This window comes from Massilia yuzhufengensis (assembly GCF_900112225.1).
Lineage (GTDB): Bacteria > Pseudomonadota > Gammaproteobacteria > Burkholderiales > Burkholderiaceae_D > Telluria > Telluria yuzhufengensis.
On the sequence record NZ_FOLD01000047.1, the window covers coordinates 12,316 to 28,718 of the forward strand.

12 protein-coding genes and 1 pseudogene are annotated in these 16,403 nt (G+C 66.6%); 2 read left to right on the forward strand and 11 right to left on the reverse strand.

Annotated features, from left to right (window positions below; translation table 11 throughout):
- Window positions 1-23: 23 nt before the first annotated feature.
- The 10 genes from BM031_RS23955 to BM031_RS24000 form a co-directional block, all read right to left on the reverse strand.
- The gene (locus BM031_RS23955) at window positions 24-1,562 is read right to left on the reverse strand and encodes a hypothetical protein (RefSeq protein WP_229409178.1); all 1,539 of its coding nucleotides are present in this window, start codon (window positions 1,560-1,562) and stop codon (window positions 24-26) included.
- Window positions 1,559-3,538, reverse strand: coding sequence for a DUF4175 family protein (locus BM031_RS23960; RefSeq protein WP_091877321.1), 1,980 nt, complete (start codon window positions 3,536-3,538; stop codon window positions 1,559-1,561). The genes BM031_RS23955 and BM031_RS23960 overlap by 4 nt, the downstream gene beginning before the upstream one ends.
- A complete protein-coding gene (locus BM031_RS23965) occupies window positions 3,522-4,493 on the reverse strand; it encodes a hypothetical protein (protein WP_091877323.1) in 972 nt (323 codons plus the stop codon). The genes BM031_RS23960 and BM031_RS23965 overlap by 17 nt, the downstream gene beginning before the upstream one ends.
- A complete protein-coding gene (locus tag BM031_RS23970) occupies window positions 4,490-5,380 on the reverse strand; it encodes a DUF58 domain-containing protein (protein WP_091877325.1) in 891 nt (296 codons plus the stop codon). The genes BM031_RS23965 and BM031_RS23970 overlap by 4 nt, the downstream gene beginning before the upstream one ends.
- Window positions 5,381-5,382: 2 nt before the next feature.
- The gene (locus BM031_RS23975; protein ID WP_091877327.1) at window positions 5,383-6,387 is read right to left on the reverse strand and encodes an AAA family ATPase; all 1,005 of its coding nucleotides are present in this window, start codon (window positions 6,385-6,387) and stop codon (window positions 5,383-5,385) included.
- A 3-nt stretch (window positions 6,388-6,390) separates the two neighbouring features.
- Window positions 6,391-7,011, reverse strand: coding sequence for a DUF4159 domain-containing protein (locus tag BM031_RS23980; protein WP_091877329.1), 621 nt, complete (start codon window positions 7,009-7,011; stop codon window positions 6,391-6,393).
- Window positions 7,012-8,349 (reverse strand): TldD/PmbA family protein, encoded by a 1,338-nt coding sequence (locus BM031_RS23985; RefSeq protein WP_091877331.1) that lies wholly within the window; start codon window positions 8,347-8,349, stop codon window positions 7,012-7,014.
- Between the two features lie 13 nt (window positions 8,350-8,362).
- Entirely contained in the window at window positions 8,363-10,000 is a 1,638-nt protein-coding gene (locus tag BM031_RS23990) for a TldD/PmbA family protein (protein WP_091877333.1), read from the reverse strand.
- A gap of 126 nt (window positions 10,001-10,126) precedes the next feature.
- Window positions 10,127-11,461 (reverse strand): TldD/PmbA family protein, encoded by a 1,335-nt coding sequence (locus tag BM031_RS23995; protein ID WP_091877335.1) that lies wholly within the window; start codon window positions 11,459-11,461, stop codon window positions 10,127-10,129.
- A 14-nt stretch (window positions 11,462-11,475) separates the two neighbouring features.
- Window positions 11,476-13,110: a TldD/PmbA family protein gene (locus tag BM031_RS24000; RefSeq protein ID WP_091877337.1), complete on the reverse strand. Its 1,635-nt coding sequence runs from the start codon at window positions 13,108-13,110 to the stop codon at window positions 11,476-11,478.
- A gap of 404 nt (window positions 13,111-13,514) precedes the next feature.
- Here BM031_RS24000 and BM031_RS24005 point away from each other — a divergent pair, with 404 nt between their 5' ends.
- Together BM031_RS24005 and BM031_RS24010 are read left to right on the forward strand one after the other, a co-directional pair.
- On the forward strand, window positions 13,515-14,309 hold the full coding sequence (locus BM031_RS24005) for a class I SAM-dependent methyltransferase (protein WP_091877339.1): 795 nt from the start codon (window positions 13,515-13,517) through the stop codon (window positions 14,307-14,309).
- Between the two features lie 116 nt (window positions 14,310-14,425).
- Window positions 14,426-15,997: a S1C family serine protease gene (locus BM031_RS24010; protein ID WP_091877341.1), complete on the forward strand. Its 1,572-nt coding sequence runs from the start codon at window positions 14,426-14,428 to the stop codon at window positions 15,995-15,997.
- 282 nt (window positions 15,998-16,279) lie between these two features.
- Here the strand turns inward: BM031_RS24010 and BM031_RS25355 are convergent.
- Window positions 16,280-16,403, reverse strand: a pseudogene (locus tag BM031_RS25355) (transposase); the annotation flags it as partial.

The following is a 16,403-nucleotide window of genomic DNA, read 5'->3' on the forward strand; positions in this document are numbered from 1 at the left end:
ACGCCGCCCACCGTGCAGGTGCATCAGCGGCGTTCGCGCCACCACAGCAGCAGCATCGCTGCGGCGAAGGCCAGTGCGAACGGCCAGGCCGGGAAGGCGCGCGCCGCGCCTTCCAACGCCTTCACCGGCGTACGGGCGGCATAGCGCGCGGTGGCGTCGCGGCGCTGGGCGGCCTGCCACTGGGGCCAGTCGCCTGGCGCATACACATAGACCGCGTGGGCGCCCGCCCTGGCATCCCTTGCCTGCAGCCAGCCCGATTTTTCCGGGTAGACGGCGACGCAGGCCGCATCGGTGCGTGGCGCCCAGGTGCGGGCAAGCTTCAGGTCCGGGAACGACACCTCGCCCTTTACGCCGCGGGCGCACAATTCCATGCGCTGCCCCGGCAGCGGCAGGTCCTCCGGCGCCAGCCATTCCACATCCTGCGGCCGCTCCACCCTGAGCGCATCCAGCACGCCCTGCCACCATAGCGCCAGCGCCTGCGGTTCGCTGATCGCATGGCGGTGCCATTCGCTGGCCCCGAGCCAGGCGATGCGGCCCTTCTGCCAGTTGCGTGTCCAGACCAGGTTGTCCGCACCGCGCCATTCGCCCGCGTCGCGCGACACCGGGTTGAGCGGCGCCACCGGCAGTTCCAGTGGCGCCTCGATCTTCCTGCCGGAGGCTTGCGCCTGCAGCGGCAGGCCGAGCGTACGCGACCATACGCCGGCATCGTTGGCGTTCCCGCCCAATACCAGCAGCGGCAGGCCGCCCGCCACCCGCCCGAGCAGCGCGGAACGCTCGGCGCTGCCCGCCCGTTCGAACCAGGCGGCGTCGATCACCAGGAGGTTCGGCTCCTTCATCGTCTCCAGCGGCAGTTCGGTACGCGTGATGGCGCGTCCCAGCAGCACCTGCCAGTCGAGCAGCGCGCCGCTGCCGGCCAGCAGTTCATTGAGCGTGCGCAGGTCGAAGGACGGCGCGCCGAAGCGGCCCTGCACCTGCAGGATGCTCGGTTCCACCACGGTGAGCGGCACCGGGCCTTCGGCGATGGTCTTGCCGCCAGCGTCCAGCAGGCGCGCCTTGAGCACCAGCCGTTCGGCCAGCGGCGGCATCCAGTTGACCACCAGCTCGCCCGTGCCGCGCGCATCCGCGATAACCTGGCCGTTCTCGGCCACCAGCTGCAGGCGCGCATCCACCTTGTCGTCGCGCTGCACCCGCAGCGTGAAGCTGCGGCCGAGCGCCAGCTGGCGCGGGTAATCCAGGCGCAGCGTGCCGCCTTCCGGGCGCTGCCATTGGAGCGGTAGCGCGGGCAAGTCGTTCCACTGGGCGGCGCGCAGGCCGTCGCCCGTGGCCGCGAAAGCACGCACGCCGTCGAGCATCGGTGCGGGTGCGGCCGGGTCGAGCGTGAGGGTCCGGCCGGCGTCGCCCGGCAGGCGGATGCCGGCCGCGAACAGGCCCAAGGCCGCCGCGGCCACCAGCACCAGCAGCGCATCCATCCACTGGCGGCGCCGGGCGTACAGCGCGGCGCTGGCAATCCCGGCAAGGGCGACCAGCGCCAGCAAGATGTTGGTATTCATCCAGGCGTTCATGGCTTGGCTCCTTCACGCCATGCACGCATGAACGGTGTTTCGACGGTGGGGCGGGCCTGCAGCAGCACCTGCCCGCTGCCTGCTGCGCTGCGCAGCCAGGCGCGCAGCACCGGGCGGCAGGCGATGCAGCCGTCCGCCACGTCCTGGATGGATTTTTGTGCCGACAGGCGCTGGTCATCGTCGCCCAGGCGCGTGCGGACCCAGTCGTGCGCGCTGCGGGTCCACAGCGCCGGCAGCGGGCCGTCGCTGGACAGCGCCTGCACCAGCACGGCCACGTCTTCCGGCACGCGCTGTTCCGCCCCACCCTGCTCGCGGCGGTAGCTGGCAGTGCCATCCATGTCGCCCGACATGCGCTTTTCTTCCTTGATCGGCGGCGGCACGAAGGCGGTCTTGTGCAGGTAGATGCGGTCGGCCTGCTGCAGTTCCTTGATCGCTTCGAGCGCCTTGTGCTCCGGCGGCAGCGCAATCTTGGGGGTGATGGCGCGCAGCGCCTTCTCGGCGTCCCACATCGCCATCAGCGCGCGCCGCAGCACTTTCTTGGTCGCTTCGTCGTACAGGGTGGCGTTTTCGGCCTCGTCGTGGGCGTGGCCGTACTGGTGCAGGATGTCCTGGTTGCCGCCTTCGCTGCCACCGTGGTCGTCATGGTCGTCGTCGCCATCCGAGAACAGCGAGGATTCCTCGCCCAGGAACTGGCCATAGCGGCGCCGCAGCGCGCCCTGGTCGTTGGCGATCTTCTGGCTGCGCTCGCGCACCACCTCTTCGCTCATTTTGGTCGCGCGCATGTCGGCCACCAGCTGCTCGGTGTCGATGATGATCTGGCGCTGGCTGCGCAGGCTTTGCGGCTTGACCAGCATCGGCATGGCGGCGCTCTCTTCTTCCGCCTGTTCGGGCGGCGCCGGCAGGCGCAAGGTGTAGGTAGGCGACTGCACGGTGTGCGGGCGCGCCGCATTGTCGCTGGCGCGCACGAAGAAATACAGCTCGTCGCCCGGTTCCATGCCCAGTTCCGCCAATGACCACTGCTTGGCCCAGCTGCGCTGCTTCGGGTCGGTCGATGCGGGAATCGGCATTTCGCGGTCGGTGAAGCGGATGTTCTCGCCGCTGCCGCGCGCCAGCGTCATGTGCAGGGTCGCGCGCTTGACCAGGTAGTCGTCGCGCACCTTGAGCGCCATCGGAGCGCTGGTCGCCGTCTCCGACAGCTCCTGCACCATTTGCGTGGGCGCGGTGATCGTGATTTCCGGCGGCTGGTCGGGCGTGACCTTGATGGTGTAGCGGTTGCCGCGCCAGCGCCAGAATACCGACTCGGTCGCGGTCCAGCGCGCGCATTCCTTGCCGGGCTTGAGTACCTGGCCGTTGCTCACTTCGATCGTTTCTTCCGCAGCCGCGGCCTCCTTCAGGCACCAGCTCATGACGGTCTGTTCCGGCACCAGCAGGTCGCGCGGCGCGGACACCACCGGGGCCACGCCGGTGTAGCCTGGCGGCGTGCTGCGTACCACCAGCTGCGGCGCGGCCGGGGCGGCGACCGCCGCCGGGACCCTGGCGGCAACCGCTGCGACTTCCTGCGGGGTGGCCGTCGAGAACCACACGGCGGCAGCGCCGGCCAGGCTGGCCAGCAGCCAGGGCGCGCCCAGCGTGATGCGGGCGCGCGTTATCCGGCGCAACTGCGGGCCGCTGACGCTGGCGTCGATGCGCTCCAGGATGCGGCGGCGCTGCAGCTGGGCCACCGGCGTGGCCGCATGCTCGAGCAGTGCGCTGCTGTCTTCCATCGCAGGCACGGCGCCGTCGAGCCAGGCGCTCCATCCGAAGGCGACGCGGCGGCGCAGGACGGACCAGTCCCAGGCACAGAATGCGCTCCAGGCGATCAGGCCCGGGGCCGAACGGATGACCAGCCATGGCAAGGCCCCGGCAATCCACAGGGGCAGCCGGCGCAGCTGGGCGGCGCGCCAGACGCGCCGGACGATCTCAGCGCCGTCTTGCATGCGTCAGACTCCTTTCGAGTACGAACAAGGCCACCAGCACAGCCATCAGGATGGCGCGCAGTGCGCCGCTGGGCTCCGGTGCGCGGCTCGAGGCCGAGGCCGCGAACACGCGCGATGGCGCCGTGTAGGCCGGCGGGCCGGCGTGCAGGCGCTGCCAGTGTTCCAGCAAGGCGCGCGCAGCATCGGCGGTCTTCGGTGGCCAGGCGTCGGCATGCCACAGGCGTCCGCGCGGGCTGTCGGCGTAGCGCAGGCCGTCCACTTGCGGCGCGTTCCTCAGTTCGGGGAAGGCGCTCGTGTCCGCGACAAGCCAGAGCGGTGCGCGCAGCGTTGCCGGCGGCGCCTCCTTGCGGTCCCAGACGATCAGCCCGGTCTTGGCGCCCGGCGTCGCGTCGATCGTCACCTGTTCCGCCGCGAAGACGCGGCGCCACTGTGTCAAGCGCTCGCTGGCGATGTGGACGTGGCGCTCGACTTGCTGGGGTGGGCGCGCCAGCGTGCGCAATTCAATCTTGCGGCCAAATTCCGGCGCCAGGGCCGGCATCGGCACGTCGCCCAGCACCAGCAGGCGCGCCTCCGGACGCCACTCGCGCTCGTGCGCGCGCAGCCAGCCGATCGCCTGCCCGGCCGGCAGGCTGAGGCGGTCGGCCCTGGCCAGCCCGGCCTGCGCCGCCTGCTGGTCGGCCCAGCCGGCGTCGGTGCCGGTGGCGACGATGACGGTGTCGCCGCGCCAGGGCATGACCGGATCGGCCAGCCAGGCGATGGCGGTGGCCAGCAGCAGGCAACGCACCAGCAGCAGGATGATGTCATTCCAACGCCACGCGCGCGTCTGGCGCGGTTCAGTGCGCGGCAGGAAGCGGGCCGTGGCCAGCAGCTCGGCCTTGTGCTGTTCGCGCTTGCGCCGGTGCCACCAGACCGGCAGCAGCAGGATCGGCAGCGCCGACCACCAGAGCGCGTTCATGGGCGGCTCCCGGGGCGGTGCAGCCACAGGCGCAGCACTTCACCGGGCGGCTGCTCGATGCGCGCCGCCACCAATGGGATATCGCTCTTGCGGCACTGGGCCTTGACCTGGGTGAAGTGCTCGTCGCGGTTGCGGCGGTAGCCGTCCGCCAGGTCGGCGCCGAAGCGAACCACGCCGGCGCCCTGCTCCGGGTCGCGGTAGGCCGGCGTGGAACTAAAACTGGCATCGACTTCGGCCTGGGTCTGCAGGCACAGCACGCGCACGTCGTGGCGCATGCCGCGCAGGCGAGTCAATGCCTGCGACAGCGGAGAAGGCCAGTCGAGCAGGTCGCTGGCCGCAAAAATCACGCTGGGAAACTGGGCGAAGTGCAGGCTGGCGCGCAGGGTGTCGGCGTCCGGCAGCGCGCCATCGGCCTGGGCGCGGCTCAGTTGCAGCAGCACGCGCTGCAGCTGGCGCGGGCCGCGCAGGGCCGGCGTGAACTGCACCTTGCCGCCGCCCAGGATCACCAGCCCGAAGGCGTCGCCCTGGCGCTGGGCGATGGCGGCCACGCAGCCGAGCAGCGTGCGCGCATAGGCCAGCTTGTCCACGCCGTCCACCTCGCGGCTGGGCTCCAGCATGGAGGCGCTGGCGTCCAGCACCAGCCACACGGCCACATGGCTGTCGCGTTCGGCCTCGCGCACGAAGTAACGGTCGGCGCGCGCCAGCAGCTTCCAGTCGACCCGGCGCCACTCGTCCCCGGGCGCATAGGCCCGGTATTCGGAGAATTCGACACCCGCCCCGCGCTCGCGCCCGGCGTGGATGCCGTGGCCAAGGCCCGCCAGCACGTGGCGGATCACGAGGTCGAGGTTGTGCGTGTGCGCGATCAGCGCAGTCTTCGCCAGCGACAAGATCAGTCGACCCGGATCTCGTTGCGCAGCGAATGCAGGATGTCGGCGATGGCGATGCCGTCCGCCTCCGCCTCGAAGTTGCGCAGCACGCGGTGGGCCAGCACCGGCAGCAGCATGGCCTGGATATCGTCGCGCGTGACCGCCAGGCGGCCCTGCATCAGCGCGCGCGCCTTCGAGGCCAGCACCAGCGCCTGGCCGGCGCGCGGGCCGGCGCCCCAGCCCACGTGCTGCTTGACCGCGGCCACGGTGGTTTCCGATGGCCGCGTCGCGCGCACCAGGCGCGTGGCATAGCGCAGCAGGTGCTCGCCGATCTCGATGTCGCGCACCAGCTGCTGCAGGCGCAGCAGGGTTTCCACGCTCATCACCGGCTCGGCGTCATCCAGCCCGGCGTGGGTGGTGCGCGAGACCATCAGCACTTCCTCGTCTTCGGTCGGATAAACCACGTCGATGCGCAGCAGGAAGCGGTCGAGCTGGGCCTCCGGCAGCGGGTAGGTGCCGGCCTGCTCGATCGGGTTCTGGGTGGCCAGCACGAAGAACGGGCGCGGCAGTTTATGGGTGGTGCCGGCGAAGGTGACGGCGCGCTCCTGCATCGCTTCGAGCAGCGCCGATTGCGTTTTTGGTGGTGCGCGGTTGATCTCGTCGGCCAGCAGCACCTGGGTGAACACGGGACCTTGCTGGAAGCGGAACACGCGCTGGCGCGTGCTGGTGTCTTCTTCCAGGATCTCGGTGCCGACGATATCGGAGGGCATCAGGTCCGGGGTGAACTGCACGCGGCGGAACTGCATGTCGGTGGCCTGCGCCAGCGATTTGACCAGCAGCGTCTTGCCCAGCCCCGGCACGCCCTCCACCAGCGCATGCCCGCCCGCCAGCAGGCAGGTGACCAGCAGGTTGACGACGTCTTCCTGCCCGATGATCACGCGCGCCATGCTTTCCTTCAGCGCGCCGATTTTCGCCGTGAGGTCGGCGATTTCCTGCTCGTTCCAATCTACTGCATCCCGTTCAGCCACCGCTCACGCTCCCAACGCATATTGAATGATATTGACCGCGAAGCGGGTGTTGTCGACCGCGAGGAACCGCTTGTTGCGGAAGTCGTAGTCCCACTCGCATCCGTAGTCCTTGTTCGAGTACAGCAGGCGCACGCGCCCGCCAAATTCGATCGCTTTCAGGTACTCATGCACCAGGTCGTCGCCCCAGCCATTGAGCTCGCCCCCGGTCGTTGGCGGCCCGTCGAACTTGAAGAAGCACGAATACAGCCGATGCGTATTCGGGATCTTCTTGAGCGCCGAGGCGCCGAAGATCTTGGCCATCTCGGCTTCGAAGGACTTGGCGAACAGGCCGTCGATGTCGTGGTTGCAGTCGTCGACAAACACGAAGCCGCCGCCGCGCACGTATTTTTCCAGGTTGCGCCGCTCGGCCGGGGTGAACTGCACCAGCTTGTGCCCCGCGAAATAGCAGAACGGCGCCTGCAGCATCTTCGGATCCGACAGCGCGACCACTCGCTCTGCCGGATCCACCCGCAAGGTGGTGTACTCGACGAGCGAGTTCAGCACGTTGCTGGGCATACGGATATCCACGTCCCAGTCGCCCGACTCGTAGGTCAGGCGCGTGAAGTAGAAATCGTAGCTGGGCATTTAGACCGCGTCGGACAGCGAGGTGAAATTGAAATCGCGGACCTTCATCGGCGGCAGCACCATCTGGAACGGCACCTCGTCGCCACCGATGATCTCGGGCTTGCCCAGTTCATCGATGTTGTTGAGGATGGTGACCGGGCTTTCGTTGAAGCGGAAGTTCTTCACCGGATGCTTGATCTTGCCGTTCTCGACGTAGAAGGTGCCGTCGCGGGTCAGGCCCGTGATCAGCAGCGACTGCGGGTCCACCATGCGGATGTACCAGGTGCGGGTGACGACGATGCCCTTCTTGGTCCCGGCGATCAGCTCTTCCAGCGACTTGGTGCCGCCGGCCATGATCATGTTGCCGTGGCCGGCCGTGGCCTGGTTGCCGGTCTTCTGCGCCCAGTAGGGCGAATAGCCGAGCGAAGCGACGCGGCCGTTCTTGATGATGTCGGTGCGCTTGCGGGCCAGCATGCTGTTGTTGTCCCATGGCGCCACCGGCACGTCCGGGTTCCACGGGTCGGCCCAGATGTTCACCTGCTCGTCGAACAGCTTCTCGCCCAGGCGGTTGCCGCCGCCCTTCTTGGCCAGGAAGCTGCGGCCTTCGTCGGCCGCACGGGCGCCGAAGGAGCTGAACATATTGCCCAGGATTTCCGAAGTCGCCGCCGGCTCCAGGATGACGGTGTAGCGGCCCGGCTCGAGCGCCTTGGCGTCCATCGAGCGCAATGCCTTGTCGATCGCGATGTCGGCCGCTTCGCGCGCATTGAAGCGGCGCGCATCGACCGCGGAACGGGTTACCCAGCCCGAACCGCGGCCGTCTTCGGTGCGCGCGGTGCAGGTGAAGGACAGGTCGGTGAATTCCTGGAAGCCGAACACGCCCTTCGAGTTGGCGATCACCGAGAAGCTGGTGCTGTCGGTGAAGAAGCCGGCCGTGACCAGCTTCTTGGCGCGCGCCGCGCCGATCGAGGCGGCCGCCACTTCGGCGCGGTAGTCCGGGTCGATGCCGGCGGTCGAGGTGACGAAGGTCTGGGTCGGGCGGTATTCCTGCGGGCCGACGCTGGGCACGAACTCCGGGTTTTCCGGCGCCAGGCGCGCCAGTTCCTCGGCGCGGCGCACGGCCTTTTCCAGCGACTTGTCGTCGAACTCATTGATGACGGCGGTGCCGGTGCGCTTGCCGAAAGCGACGCGCACGGCCAGCTGCATGTCTTCGGTCAGGCCGGCGGTCGACACGCTGTTGCGCGCGAAGCGGATGTTACCGGTGCGGTTGCCCTGGATCGACACGTTGCACTCGTCGGCCTTCGAGAAACCGATCACGCGGTCGGTGATGCGCTTGGCTTGTTCCTGGTTCAGCTGTTTCATAGTGTTCTGCTCCTCAACCGATCTTGCGTGCGGTGTTGATGACGTTGATGCCATTGAAGCGGGCGGTGGACGACCCGTGCGAGACTGCGCTGACCTGGCTCGGCTGGCCTTTGCCGTCGAAGAACGAGCCGCCCATGCGCCAGTCGCGCTCGTCGCAGATGGCCGAGCAGGCGTTCCAGAATTCCTGGGTATTGGTCTGGTAGGCCACGTCTTCCAGCGGGCCGGCGATCTTGCCGTTCTTGATCTCGTAGAACAGCGTGCCGCCGAACTGCGAGTTGTAGCGCTGCTGGTCGATCGAGTAGGACCCGCGGCCCAGGATGTAGATGCCCTTCTTGACGTCCTTGACCATCTCGTCCGGGGTCAGGCGCGCCTTGCCCGGTTCCAGCGACACGTTCGGCATACGCTGGAACTGGATGGTGCTCCAGCTGTCCGCATACGAGCAGCCATGCGACTCCTTCTCGCCGATGATGTGGGCCTGGTCGCGCGTGGCCTGGTAGTTCACCAGGATGCCGTTGCGGATGATGTCCCACTTCTTGGCGCGCACGCCTTCGTCGTCGTAGCCGATCAGGCCAAGCGAACCCGGGGTGGTGCGGTCCGCTACGAAGTTCACGCGCTCGGCGCCGTACTTGAATTTCTTCGATTCCCACTTGTCCAGGCCCACGAAGCTGGTGCCGGCGTAGTTGGCTTCGTAGCCGAGCACGCGGTCCAGTTCCGTCGGGTGGCCGACGTTCTCGTGGATAGTGAGGAACAGGTGTTCCGGGCTGAGCACCAGGTCGTACTTGCCCGGCTCGACCGATTTGGCGCTGAGCTTCTCACGGGCCTGCTTGCCCGACAGGCGGGCATCCTCGACGATGTCGTAGGAGTTGGTGTAGAGCGTGGTCACGCCGCCCGCAGCCTGCACCTTGTCGCTGGCTTTCGCGTCGAAGTACTCGTAGCCCATCGACACGGGCGAACTCAGGCCCGCGCGCGAGCGGAACTTGCCGCTGGCCTTGTCGACGGCGGTCGCATTGATCGGGGCCCACAGGCGGTGGATGTCCTGGTCGATGTAGGAACCGTCGGTGGAGGCGAAGTACTTCTGCTGGTTGATCTGGAACAGCGAGGCGGTCATGAAGCTCGCGCCCGCATCCATGCCGGCCTTGTTGGCGGCGATCAGCATGTCGGCCTTTTCCTTCACCGGCACGCTGCGCCAGTCCTTCTTGAACGGCGTGGCCCAGGCCACCTCGCCCACGCCCTTCACCGGCGCCAGGCGCACCGGTTCAAGCTGCAGCTTGGCGTTGGCCTTGGCGATCGCCACCGCCTGGCGCGCGGCATTGGCGATGCCGTCCGGGCTCATGTCGTTGGTGGAGGCGAAGCCGTAGGCGCCGTTCGCGATCACGCGCACGCCGACGCCGCTGGACTCGGTGTTGCTGATGTTCTCGACGTTGAGGTCGCGCGTGATGATGAACTGGTTCAGGTAGCGGCCGATGCGCACGTCGCAGTAGGACGCGCCGGCCTTGGTAGCGGCGTTCAGCGCGGTGTCGGCCAGGGCCTTCTTCGCGCTGGCGGCCATCGGATTCATGAGCTCATCGGCGGCGATGGCGTTGCCAAAGACCGGGATCAGCATGGCGCCGGCAGTGCCGGCGCCGATTTGGAGGAATTTACGGCGTTCCATTTTGATAGTTATCCGGTGAGTCGTCGTCCCGGCGCAGGCCGGGACCCAATTTTGCGTGCGTTACCACTGCACTGCGAAACTTGGGTTCCGGCCTTCGCCGGAACGACGGTGTTTAAGCCGCAGGCGTCAGACGGCGTCCGACAGCGACGTGAAATTAAAATCGCGGATCTTCATCGACGGGATCAGCATCGAGTAATTGGCCTCGTCGCCGCCGATCACCACCGGCTTGCCGATCTCCTCGATATTGTTCAGCATCGACACCGGGCTTTCGTTGAAGCGGAAGTTCTTGATCGGGTGCTTGACCTTGCCGTTTTCGATGTAGAAGGTGCCGTCGCGGGTCAGGCCGGTCAGGGCGACCGACTGCGGGTCGACCATGCGGATGTACCAGGTGCGGGTGACCAGCACGCCCTTCTTGGTGTTGGCGATCAGCTCCGCGGTGTTCTTGTCGGTGCCGGCCATGATGATGTTGCCGGCCGTGCCGATCGCGCGCTGGCCTTTCTTCTGGCCCCAGAAGCGCGAGTAGTTCAGCGCATTGATGCGGCCGTCCTTCACCAGGTGCATGCGTTCGCGCGGCATCATGTTGCCGTCCCACGGCAGCACCGGCACGTCCTTGTCCCACGGGTCGGTCCAGATATTGACCTGCTGGTCGAACAGCTTGTCGCCCAGGCGGTTGGCGCCGCCCTGCTTCGACAGGAAGCTGCGGCCCTCGTCGGCCATGCGGGCATTGAAGCCGCCGATCATGAAGGTCAGGAGGTCGCTGGTGGCGCTTGGCTCCATCACCACCGTGTAGCGGCCCGGCTCCAGCGCCTTGGCGTCGACCGAGCGCAGCGCCTTCTCGATCGCCACGTCGGCGGCTTCGCGCGGGTCGAAACGGCCGACGTCGCGCGCCGAGCGCTTGACCCAGCCCGAGCCGCGGCCGTCTTCGGTGCGCACGGTGCAGGTGAAGTCGAGCGAGGTGGCGACCTGGTGGCCGAACACGCCGTTCGAATTGGCGACGGTTTCAAACGACGCGCGGTCGGTGAAGAAGCCGGCGGCCACCAGGCCCTTCTTGCGGCAGGCTTCCATCGCATAGGCGGCAGCCTGGGCGCGGAATTCCGGGTCGATGTTGGCGGTGCGCTGGACAAAGGTGTCGGACGCCTTGTAGGCGGTCTTGGCGATCGCCGGCATGAATTCCGGGTTCTCCGGCGCCAGGCGCGCCAGGTCTTCGGCGCGGCGCACCGCGCGTTCCAGCGACTTGTCGTCGAACTCGTTGATGGTGGCGGTCCCCTGGCGCTTGCCGAAGGCAACCTGCACTTCGATGCGGGTGTCGTCCGACAGGCCGGCGGTGGAAACGGCATTGCGCGCGAAACGGATGTTGCCGATGCGGTTGCCTTCAACGCTGACGATGCACTCGTCGGCCTTCGAGAGCGACAGCACGCGGTCGCAAATGCGCTTGGTTTGGTCCTGGGTCAGGATGCTCATGGTCAGTCCTCGCCTTAGCCGATCTTGCGTGCAGTGTTGATCACGTTGATGCCGTTGAAGCGCGTCGTGCTCGACCCGTGCGAGACGATACTGATCTGCGGCGGCTGGCCCTTGCCATCGAAGAAGGACCCACCCATGCGCCAGTCGCGCTCGTCGCAGATGGCCGTGCAGGCGTTCCAGAATTCCTGGGTGTTGGCCTGGTAGGCCACGTCTTCGAGCATCGGGCCGATCTTGCCGTCCTTGATTTCGTAGAACAGCTGGCCGCCGAACTGGAAGTTGTAGCGCTGCTGGTCGATCGAGAACGAACCGTCGCCGACGATATAGATGCCCTTCTTGATGTCCTTGAGCATCTCGTCCGGGGTCAGCTTCTTCTTGCCGGCCGCAAGCGAGACGTTCGGCATGCGCTGGAACTGCACCGAGTTCCAGCTGTCGGCATACGAGCAGCCGTGCGATTCCTTCTCGCCGATGATGTGGGCCTGGTCGCGCGTGGCCTGGTAGTTGACCAGGATGCCGTCCTTGATGATGTCCCACTTCTTCGTCTTCACGCCCTCGTCGTCGAAGCCCACGCAGCCGAGCGAACCCGGGGTGGTCTTGTCGGCGTACAGGTTGACCATCGGGTTACCGTACTTGAATTTCTTGGTTTCCCACTTGTCGAGCGAGGCGAAGCTGGTGCCGGCGTAGTTGGCCTCAAAGCCGAGCACGCGGTCCAGTTCCGTCGGGTGCCCAACGTTCTCGTGGATCGTCAGCCACAGGTGTTCGGGCGAGAGCATCAGGTCGTACTTGCCGGGGGTGACCGACTTGGCGGTCAGCTTGGCCTTGGCGTCGCGGCCGGCGGCGCGCGCGTCCTCGATCAGGTCATACGAACCGGTGTACAGGGTGGCGACGCCGCCGGCGGCCTTGATCTTGTGCTCGGGGCGGACGTCGAGGTATTCGTAGCCCATGCCGACCGGTGCGCCCAGGCCCGAACGGGAGCGGAACTTGCCGGTGGCCTTGTCGACGGCGGTGGCCTGGAACGGCGCCCACATGCGGTGGACGTCCTGTTCGATGTAGGAGCCGTCGGTGGAAGCGAAGTACTTCTGCTGGTTCACCTGGAACAGCATCGAATTCATGAAGGCTGCGCCGCCTTCCATGCCGGCCTTGTTGGCGGCGATCAGCAGCTCGGCCTTTTCCTTGATCGGTACGGTGCGCCAGTCCTTCTTGATCGGCGTGGCCCACGACACCTCGCCGACGCCCTTGACTGGTGCAAGGCGCACCGGTTCGGACTGCAGCTTGGCATTGGCCTTGGCGATCGCCACCGCCTGGCGCGCCGCATTGGCGATGCCGTCGGAGCTCATGTCGGAGGTGGCGGCGAAGCCGTAGGCGCCGCCCGCGATCACGCGCACGCCGATGCCGGCCGACTCGGTGTTGGCCACGTTCTCGACATTCAGGTCGCGGGTGGTGATGAACTGGTTCAGGTAGCGCCCGATGCGCACGTCGGCGTAGCTGGCGCCGGCCTTGGTGGCGGCGTTCAGCGCGACGTCGGCCAGCGCCTTCTTGGCGGCGGTGGGCATGCTGCTGAGCAGCTCATCGGCGGCGATGGCGCGGGTGAACGGGGCGAGCGTGGAGGCGAGCGCCAGGCTGCTGAAATTTAGAAAGGTACGGCGTTCCATTGTGTCTCCTGAAATCAACCTACTTCTGGGCAGCGATCCCGCCGGCTTCTCGGTCCGCTCTTGTATTTACGGCATGAGGAAATGGTCTGTTGCCGGGCCTTGTGGGCGGCGGCAAACTTGTCAACCTTAGCAGCAACATGAGGTTTTGAATAGGCAATTGTTGTGCCATCTCACAGCGCTCGCTAAGTGCCTGATTTTGGCGGCCGTCCACTGTCCGGCCCGGTGTCCGAACGGGTGTCCGCGGTGTCCGGCGCGGACAAGTTCCGGACAAGTCCGGGACAAATTCACGAATAGCATATGCATACTCAGGGAACGCTTGACTGTCTGTCCGGGCTGCCGGATCATCAGCGCGGCGGCGGCGTCCTGCCCGGCCGCGCACAACAACCACTGGAGACCTCGAACCGATGAAACGACTGATCCTGGCCGCGATGCTGGCCACCGGCCTGGCCGGCGGCGCCGCCCATGCGGACGATGCCCTGAAAGCCGCCATCGCGGGCGAACACCGCAGCGCCGCCAACAAGGCGCGCGACGCCGCCCGCCATCCCTACGAGACGCTGACGTTCTTCGGCATCAAGCCGAACATGACGGTGGTGGAGCTGGTTCCAGGCGGTGGCTGGTACACCGAAATCCTGGCGCCCTACCTGCGCCCGAACGGCAAGATGATCGCCGCAGGCCAGGCCTTCGTGCCGGAAAAGCGCGGCGGGATGGCGCTCAAGCAGAAGTTCGATGCGGCGCCTGCACTGTATGACAAGGTAGTGCCAGCCGTCTTCGAACCGCCGGCCACCTACGCGATCGCCGCGCCGAACAGCGTCGACATGGTGCTCACCTTCCGCAACCTGCACAACTGGGTCGGCCAGGGCGACGAAGCCCTGAAAACCACCTTCAAGGAAATCCACAAGGTGCTCAAACCGGGCGGCGTGCTGGGCATCGTCGACCACCGACTCCCGGCCAAGATGACCCAGGACGCCAAGGCGTCCACCGGCTACGTGCACGAGGCGTGGGTGATCAAGACCGTGGAAAGCGCGGGCTTCAAGCTGGCCGGCAAGTCCGAAGTCAACGCCAACCCGAAAGACACCGCCGACCATGAAAAGGGCGTGTGGACCCTGCCGCCGGTGCTGTCCAACAAGGACAAGGACCGCGAGAAGTACATGGCGATCGGCGAGAGCGACCGCATGACGCTCAAGTTCGTCAAGCAGTAAGCACTGTCGCAGGGGGCGTCCGCCCCCTGTGAAGATTTGTGCATTTCCTTCGGCGGCGAGCGTGTATATTCTTGCGGTTCGCATCATGCCACCTCATTGAGCCACCGAAGGAAATTATGAAGACCGCACGCCTCGCCGCCGCCGTGGCATTCGCCCTGGCCGGCCTCGTCCACGCACAGGACACCACCCCTCCGCCCGCTCCGACCCCTGCGACCCCGCCGTCACCGGCCACCGCGACACCGTCCGCCACCACCGCGCCCGCCCTGCCGGCGATCGAGAATTCGGTGGTCAAGATCTTCGCCACCGTGCGCCGCCCGGACCTGTACAAGCCGTGGGCCAAGCAGTCGCCGGCCGACGTCACCGGCTCGGGCGTCATCATCGAGGGCAGGCGCATCCTGACCAACGCCCACGTGGTCGGCTACGCCAGCCAGGTCGAGGTGCAGGCCAGCCAGTCCGGCGACAAGGTGCCGGCCAAGGTGATCGCGCTGGCGCGCGGCCTGGACCTGGCGGTGCTGGAACTGGAAGACCCCTCCTTCTTCGACAAGCGCCCGCCAGTCCAGCGCGCGGCCGTGCTGCCGGACGTGCGCGAGGCGGTGTATGCCTATGGCTATCCGGTCGGCGGCAACTCGCTGTCGACTACCCGCGGCATCGTCTCGCGGGTGGAGTTCGTCGGCTACGGCTCGTTCAGTTCGGGCCTGCGGATCCAGATCGACGCGCCGATCAACCCCGGCAACAGCGGCGGCCCGGTGATCGCCGGCGACAAGATGATCGGCCTGGCCTTTTCGATGGCGACCAATGCCCAGAACATCGGCTACGTGATCCCGAACGAAGAGATCGAACTGTTCCTGAAAGACGTGGCGGACGGCCGCTATGACGGCAAGCCGCTGCTGCACGACAGCACCCAGACCCTCGAGAACCCGGCCCTGCGCCAGTACCTGAAGCTGGAGAAATCGGTGGAAGGCGCGATGGTGCACCGCCCGTACAAGAAGGACGCCAGCTGGCCCCTGAAGGAAGGCGACATCATCACCCACATCGGCGAGCACGCGGTCGACAACCAGGGCATGGTGAAGCTGGGTTCGAACCTGCGGGTGCGCTTCCAGTACCGCATCCAGCAGGTGGCGAAAAATGGCAAGGTGCCGATGACGATCGTCCGCGGCGGCAAGCCGATGCAGGTCGAGGTGCCGGCCAGCGGCCCGCGCCCGCTCCTGATCCCGGACCTGAACGGCGGCTATCCGTCCTACTTCGTGTACGGCCCGGTGGCGTTCACGCGCGCGACGACCGAGTTCATGGCTTTCCTGCTGGGGAGTTCGGGCGCGATGGCGGCCTACAGCTTCAACGACAGCCCGCTGGTGACCCACCTGGGCGATTCGCCGGAAGGTGCGCGCGAAGAGCTGGTGGTGATCAGCAGCCCGTTCTTCCCGCACAAGCTCGTCACAGGCTACAGCAACCGCTTCGGCTCGGTGGTGGACACGGTCAATGGCGTGAAGATCCGCAGCCTGGCGCACCTGGTGTCGACCTTGCGTGATTTGAAGGACGAGCACGTGGTGTTCAAGTTCGACCAGCGCTATGGCGAAACCATGATCTTGCCGCGCAAGGCGGCGCTGGATGCGACCGAAGGGATCCTGTCGGATAATGGGATTCGGACGCAGGGGTCGGAGGATATGATGAAGGTGTGGGGTGGGAAGTAAGCTAACGCTGCTCATCTAAAATTGGGTTCCCGCCTGCGCGGGAACGACGGCTTTTAGGCCAACTAAATAAGCACGTCGTTCCCGCGCAGGCGCACTGCTGTCCGGAATAATTCTGTTGACCTCTTCATCAGAATAGGCACCCCTGATTTTTGGCGTGCGTCTGCCATTCTCGTCGCCTTCGGACAGCAGCGGCTTCCGCGTCAGGACGTTGGAAAAGGGTGGCGCTGATCAGGCAGAGAAAGTCCCACAGCGAGTTGGTGGCTTGCCTTGAATGGTGCAGCAGAGCCACGAGCAAGTAAGTGATCAGGGCAGTCAGGATCTGGATTCTGACTGCATTTTCCGAGCGGCCCAGGAACGACTTGATCTTCAAATGCTGTTTGATCCACTTAAAGAACAGTTCGATGCC

Coding starts and splice junctions, on each gene's coding strand:
- BM031_RS23955 (WP_229409178.1), bottom strand. CDS start 1,562: ATGAACGCCTGGATGAATACCAACATCTTGCTGGCGCTGGTCGCCCTT.
- BM031_RS23960 (WP_091877321.1), bottom strand. CDS start 3,538: ATGCAAGACGGCGCTGAGATCGTCCGGCGCGTCTGGCGCGCCGCCCAG.
- BM031_RS23965 (WP_091877323.1), bottom strand. CDS start 4,493: ATGAACGCGCTCTGGTGGTCGGCGCTGCCGATCCTGCTGCTGCCGGTC.
- BM031_RS23980 (WP_091877329.1), bottom strand. CDS start 7,011: ATGCCCAGCTACGATTTCTACTTCACGCGCCTGACCTACGAGTCGGGC.
- BM031_RS23985 (WP_091877331.1), bottom strand. CDS start 8,349: ATGAAACAGCTGAACCAGGAACAAGCCAAGCGCATCACCGACCGCGTG.
- BM031_RS23990 (WP_091877333.1), bottom strand. CDS start 10,000: ATGGAACGCCGTAAATTCCTCCAAATCGGCGCCGGCACTGCCGGCGCC.
- BM031_RS23995 (WP_091877335.1), bottom strand. CDS start 11,461: ATGAGCATCCTGACCCAGGACCAAACCAAGCGCATTTGCGACCGCGTG.
- BM031_RS24000 (WP_091877337.1), bottom strand. CDS start 13,110: ATGGAACGCCGTACCTTTCTAAATTTCAGCAGCCTGGCGCTCGCCTCC.
- BM031_RS24005 (WP_091877339.1), top strand. CDS start 13,515: ATGAAACGACTGATCCTGGCCGCGATGCTGGCCACCGGCCTGGCCGGC.
- BM031_RS24010 (WP_091877341.1), top strand. CDS start 14,426: ATGAAGACCGCACGCCTCGCCGCCGCCGTGGCATTCGCCCTGGCCGGC.